This window comes from Coleofasciculus sp. G2-EDA-02, assembly GCF_040226375.1.
In the GTDB taxonomy this organism is placed as follows: domain Bacteria; phylum Cyanobacteriota; class Cyanobacteriia; order Cyanobacteriales; family Coleofasciculaceae; genus Coleofasciculus.
On sequence record NZ_JAVKEW010000076.1, the window covers coordinates 1 to 5,562 of the forward strand.

Consider the following 5,562-nt stretch of genomic DNA (forward strand, 5'->3'; position numbering starts at 1 on the left):
CATAAGCGATGGTGCAGGCTCCCTCGTGATTTATCCGAGGGATGAAACCGAGCAAGTCGTAAAGACAGCGGGATTTATCCCGCAATAACATTCTTAAGTGATATAATATAACCATAAGTAGAGATACAGTTAGGTCTTGATTGAGCCTTGCGTCAGTAGGGCGTTTTTGACTGCGCCATCCAGGGTTTTTCTCTGGAACTATAAGAAGACGAGCAAAACGAAGGGACGCGGCTTTAGTTCGTCCCGTAGTATCCTCTTAGAATCCCCCGCGTCCCTTCACTTCGTTCGAGGGCAAGTTTAACCGGGGGAGAAGTCAATTCCAAGTGCTGATAGTACACCCATAAAAGGCACGAATGTAGGGGTAGGGGTGCAAGGCTTGCGCCCTCATCCCTTGAGTTCTAGGTATATGTATTTGTATAATGACCTAAAGCCCGATCAACTTGTTGAAGTAAAGAGTCGCGAGTGTAAGAGTTATCTAAAACCACATCAGCACGCGCCACTTTTTCGGCTAAAGGAAGCTGACTATCCAGACGAGATTGAGCTTGTTCAACAGATAAGCGATCGCGTTCTCGAATTCGCTGGATTTGTTGTTCCTGGGGACAACTGACAACCCAGATTTCTGTCACTAAGTCCGTCATATTGGCTTCAAACAATAAGGGTATCACTAAAACCACAGTCGGAGACTCGCTTGTATTGAGTTGAGACTTAATGCGATCGCGCACATACGGATGGATCTGTTGTTCTAACCACTGGCGTTCCCCTGGGTTCGGGAAAACTATCTCCCCTAAGCGTTTGCGGTTCAGTGTACCATCAGGCAATTGTACATCAGAACCGTAGCGAGTAATAATCCGGTTCAAAATCGGTGAACCGGGCTGCACGGCTTCTCTGGCGTAGATATCCGCATCTAAAATAGGAAGCTGATAGGTATCGGCAAAATAATTAGAAACCGTCGTTTTGCCTGTGCCAATCCCTCCGGTTAACCCAATAATCCGTTTCAAGATTGATTCACTCAAGGCTAGAGTACGCTATCACAATAAGTATAAGTTGAAGCCGTAAAGGACGCCAGAATGCTGACCCAAGTACCAGTTACTGATATTATCCGCAAACAACAGGATTTTTTCGCCACAGGGAAAACCAAGGATGTCAAGTGGCGCATCGAACAGCTAAAACGACTCAAACAAGCCGTTGTTGATGATCAAGAGGCGATTATCAATGCAGTTAAAGCTGATTTAGGGCGCCCGGAGTTTGAAGCCTATTTTGAAATCGCGGCGATTACGGAAATTAATTACGCCATCAAGCACCTAAAATCTTGGGTTAAACCGAAAAAGGTGGCTGTCGGATTAGAACAATTCCCCGCCTCGGCTAAGATTTATCCTGAACCCTTGGGTGTGGTGCTGATTATCTCCCCCTGGAATTACCCGTTCCAGTTATTGATTTCTCCCTTAGTCGGCGCGATCGCAGCGGGAAACTGTGCGATACTCAAACCCTCGGAAATCTCTACCCATACCTCAGCCGCGATCGCAAACCTGATCCACAAAACCTTTGACCCGGCTTATATCGCCCTTGTCGAAGGTGACGCTGATACCAGTAAAGCACTTTTGGCGGAAAAATTTGACCACATCTTTTTTACCGGGGGAACCGCGATCGGCAAAATCGTCATGGAAGCCGCCGCGAAACATCTGACACCTGTCACGTTAGAATTAGGCGGTAAAAGTCCCTGTATTGTCGATGCGGATACTGATCTCAAATACACGGCTAAACGGATTACTTGGGGAAAATATCTGAATGCGGGACAAACCTGTATCGCCCCAGACTACCTATTGGTTGATCGCCGAATTAAGTCAGATTTATTGACAGAAATAAAAAAATGTGTTCAAGACTTTTATGGTCAGGAACCTGAGAAAAGTCCGGACTATGCCCGAATTATAAGTCATCGACATTTTGATCGGCTGGTTCCTCTGTTGCAGGAAGGAGAAATTGTCATTGGCGGACAAACTCGACCAGAAGATAAGTATATCGCACCAACTGTGATTGATGGAGTTTCTTGGGACTCACCTGTCATGGAAGAGGAAATCTTTGGTCCGATTTTACCTGTGTTAGAGTATAGCAATTTCAATGACGCGATCGCGCAGATTAATGCTCGCCCTAAACCCTTAGCCCTCTACCTATTTTCCAAAGATAAACACAAACAGCAACAAGTTTTGCAGCAAACCTCATCCGGTGGCGTCTGTCTTAATGACACTGTGATGCAAGTTGGAGTGACAACCTTACCCTTTGGTGGTGTTGGCGATAGTGGAATGGGGAACTATCATGGTAAAGCCAGTTTTGATACATTTTCTCACTTTAAGAGTGTATTGAAAAAGGGATTTTGGTTCGATTTAAATTGGCGGTATCCACCTTACAACGGCAAGTTATCATTGTTTAAGCGAATCATTGGCTAGCTTAAAACTCAAAACCCAGTCGGGGTGGGTTTAGTCACATTTTGCTGAGGTGAGAAACAATCATAGTATGGCAGTAGACACATCGATTAGGACTTTCGGCACCATTGTAGAGACGTTGCATGCAACGTCTCTACATAAATGATGTGTCCTAACAGCTATGGCGGTTGCGATAAAACCCGCCCTTACACAGACGCCGTACCCGATGAGAAAACGAGTTGGGTCATATTCCTCATCCTAATACCATTTCCTTCTATAATTGGCTAACCCTATCAACGGCATGATCAATTATTTTTGGGGTAGCGCTACGTCGAAAAAGTTATTATGTATAAGCGCCTAAAAACTCTAGCATCTATTGGTTTATTGGTTAGCAGCTTGTCGCTACTCATGGATAGTGCTGTGGCACAAACCGCTGGTATTGTGGTTAATACAACTGCCGATGATATCAACGCTGGCGATGGCAATTGCACCCTGGGCGAAGCGATTAACAACGCCAACAGGAATAGGGATACCACAAACGGCGATTGTAGGACAGGTTCTCCCCATCCTACCATTGATGCGATCGCGTTCAATATTCAATCAATTCAACCCAGCATTATCCTCAATTCCCCATTACCAACTATAACAGAGGCGGTGGTTATTGATGGAACATCTCAACCCGGTTTCCAAACTACCAGAACCCATTCCCTAACTTGTCCCAACCCAAGTGGTGTTCCTCTTCCAGCTCAAAGAATAACAATTAGTCGTCCTGTAATTGAGTTAAACGGTGCGGCGGCGGGTAAAGTAAGTGGTATTACCATTGATGCGGATCAGGTTATCATCCGAGGACTGGTAATTAATCGGTTTCAACGTTCTGGTATCGAAATCTTAAATAACTCCAGCCACATTATCATTGACAGCAATTATATTGGTACGGATATCAGTGGCACAGTCGCCCTTGGTAATAACAAAGGTGTGGTGATTGAGGCGGGAAAAACCACAAATCCCAATAATACTATCATTAAAAACAATGTTATTTCTGGGAATCAATTTTTAGGTATCCTCCTTAAGGGTGATGCCAATGCCGATCAGCAAGGCAATACTATTGTAAATAATTTTATTGGTACTGATTACACAGGTAAAGAGGTATTGGGGAATACCACGGAAAAAGGGGGTCATGGTGTAGTGATTGGGAATGGCAATTTTGCCCCTTTAGATTCTCGATATCCTGCCCAAAACCATACTATTCGAGGTAACGTCATCGCCGGAAGCCACAGGACAAATGTCTGGCTTTCCAATTATGCCAGCAACAATTTAGTTGAATGTAATTATATTGGTACTGATTATACAGGAACCGTCGCTTTAGGTAATTGTATTGATGGTTTTCTGATTGGTGGAACCCGCTCTGATGCACCTTCACGCCTGAACAAGGTACGCTATAATTTAATTTCCGGGAATGCTCGCTGCCAAGGAAATACAGAAGCCAATCTGACCCTGCAATGGGGGGCAATTGAAAATACCATTGAAAATAATTTAATTGGCACAGATATTACAGGCACAGTGGCATTAAGTCCTATCTTAAGCACGGATGGTATTGGCATTAAGAAGCCCGCGAACCAAATTCGCAATAATGTTATCGGCGGGAACCGTCGCCACGGAATTCATATCTACCGAGGATTTGGTACACAGCCCTGGGATAACCGGATTGAAAACAATTATATTGGTATTAATCCCAGTGGAATTAATATCGCCAATGGTGGTGATGGAATAGCCATATTTTCTAATATTTATACTCCCGGAACTGTATTACCGCTGATGGATGTTTTGATTCGGGGAACGCGGATCACCGGGAATGCGATCGCGAATAATGGTCATAATGGAATTCGTTTAGAAGCAAGGGGGGATGAAGCAGGGTTTAATGCCTCTATTACTAACACCCAAATTTTAAATAACATAATCCACCATAATGGAGCTAATGGCATTCAAATTACGACCATGGAAACCGTTCCTGGGGGAATGGCTGACGCAATTGATAATTTTATCCAAAGGAATAGTTTGTTTGACAATAAATACTTAGGAATTAGTTTGATCCAAAATCGTTCAACATCTCACGATATCTTTTGGAATACTGAAAATTTGCCGTTCTAGATCGCCGAAACCATTGCTATACCGTAGGGTGGGCATTGCCCACCAATCTTAATTCAGCGCCATTCCCTTAATTGAACGCCATTCGTATTACACCCTGAGGTAGAGGCAAAGGTAAAACCAAACCGATAAAAATTAATAGGTTAGGAAATAACCGTACATTTTGCCAATAAATATTGAAATTTATTGCTGTAATGCAAGAAGGCAGAAATAACTGAACAGCTAACATCTAACTATGAAAAAACACCCAATTAATATTTTGCTTCAGGTTGTCATCGCGATCGCAATCTTATTGGCAGCTTATGTCATCGGCGGCTTCCTGATAAAAACTCGCCGAGAAGTCAAAGATACACCAGAGGCGAGTCTCATTCATATCAAATCCGCTCAATTACACTTGCTATAATATGTAGACACGGATTATTTGCTCCAGAAATATCACTAACTTAGACCTGCTTTTGGAAAGAGATCCATTTGTTGACGCAGCTATAGTTGAGGAATGACACAAGAGAGAAGGTGAAACGTAATCTATGCCCGTGCGGGGTTAGGAACGGTGTCTAATGTAGTAACATAAAAGCCATGGGGGATAACCCTTTACCGAAATGACGTTTGCCAAATGTCATGTAACTACGAGAGGGAATACCGTGTCTCACACTATTGTTACGGAAACCTGTGAAGGTGTTTCAGATTGCGTTGATGCTTGTCCAGTTGCTTGCATTCACCCAGGTCCTGGCAAAAATGTCAAGGGGACAGACTGGTATTGGATTGATTTCGATACCTGCATAGATTGTGGTATATGTTTACAGGTATGTCCCGTAGAAGGCGCGATCGTTCCGGAAGAACGACCGGAGTTACAGAAAACACCGCTCGTAAATGTCTACCCACAACTACCCAAAACTAAGCATTTTGGGTAGGTGGGGTGAGCGTGCAGACTCAGCCGTAAAAAAGAGTAACCTACCATCTGGCAAGGTTGGCTACGCTTCCTTTGGTCATGACACCCAAG

The 5,562-nt window shown here is 43.9% G+C and carries 5 protein-coding genes; 4 read left to right on the forward strand and 1 reads right to left on the reverse strand.

Annotated features, from left to right (window positions below):
- Positions 1-398: 398 nt before the first annotated feature.
- Positions 399-1,013, reverse strand: a complete 615-nt coding sequence (gene coaE, locus RLO19_RS07955; protein ID WP_446355348.1) for a dephospho-CoA kinase — start codon at positions 1,011-1,013, stop codon at positions 399-401.
- Between the two features lie 54 nt (positions 1,014-1,067).
- Between coaE and RLO19_RS07960 the strand changes: the two genes are divergently transcribed.
- From RLO19_RS07960 to RLO19_RS07975, 4 genes are all read left to right on the forward strand, one after another.
- Positions 1,068-2,441 (forward strand): aldehyde dehydrogenase, encoded by a 1,374-nt coding sequence (locus tag RLO19_RS07960; RefSeq protein ID WP_446355350.1) that lies wholly within the window; start codon positions 1,068-1,070, stop codon positions 2,439-2,441.
- 321 nt (positions 2,442-2,762) lie between these two features.
- Positions 2,763-4,565, forward strand: a complete 1,803-nt coding sequence (locus RLO19_RS07965) for a right-handed parallel beta-helix repeat-containing protein (protein WP_446355351.1) — start codon at positions 2,763-2,765, stop codon at positions 4,563-4,565.
- A 232-nt stretch (positions 4,566-4,797) separates the two neighbouring features.
- Positions 4,798-4,965, forward strand: coding sequence for a hypothetical protein (locus RLO19_RS07970; protein ID WP_446355353.1), 168 nt, complete (start codon positions 4,798-4,800; stop codon positions 4,963-4,965).
- Positions 4,966-5,203: 238 nt separating this feature from the next.
- The gene (locus RLO19_RS07975) at positions 5,204-5,473 is read left to right on the forward strand and encodes an indolepyruvate ferredoxin oxidoreductase subunit alpha (RefSeq protein WP_446355354.1); all 270 of its coding nucleotides are present in this window, start codon (positions 5,204-5,206) and stop codon (positions 5,471-5,473) included.
- The last annotated feature ends 89 nt before the right edge of the window (positions 5,474-5,562 follow it).

Excerpts from the sequence above, each read along its gene's own strand:
- RLO19_RS07960 (WP_446355350.1), top strand. The coding sequence starts at position 1,068 with ATGCTGACCCAAGTACCAGTTACTGATATTATCCGCAAACAACAGGAT.
- RLO19_RS07965 (WP_446355351.1), top strand. The coding sequence starts at position 2,763 with ATGTATAAGCGCCTAAAAACTCTAGCATCTATTGGTTTATTGGTTAGC.
- RLO19_RS07970 (WP_446355353.1), top strand. The coding sequence starts at position 4,798 with ATGAAAAAACACCCAATTAATATTTTGCTTCAGGTTGTCATCGCGATC.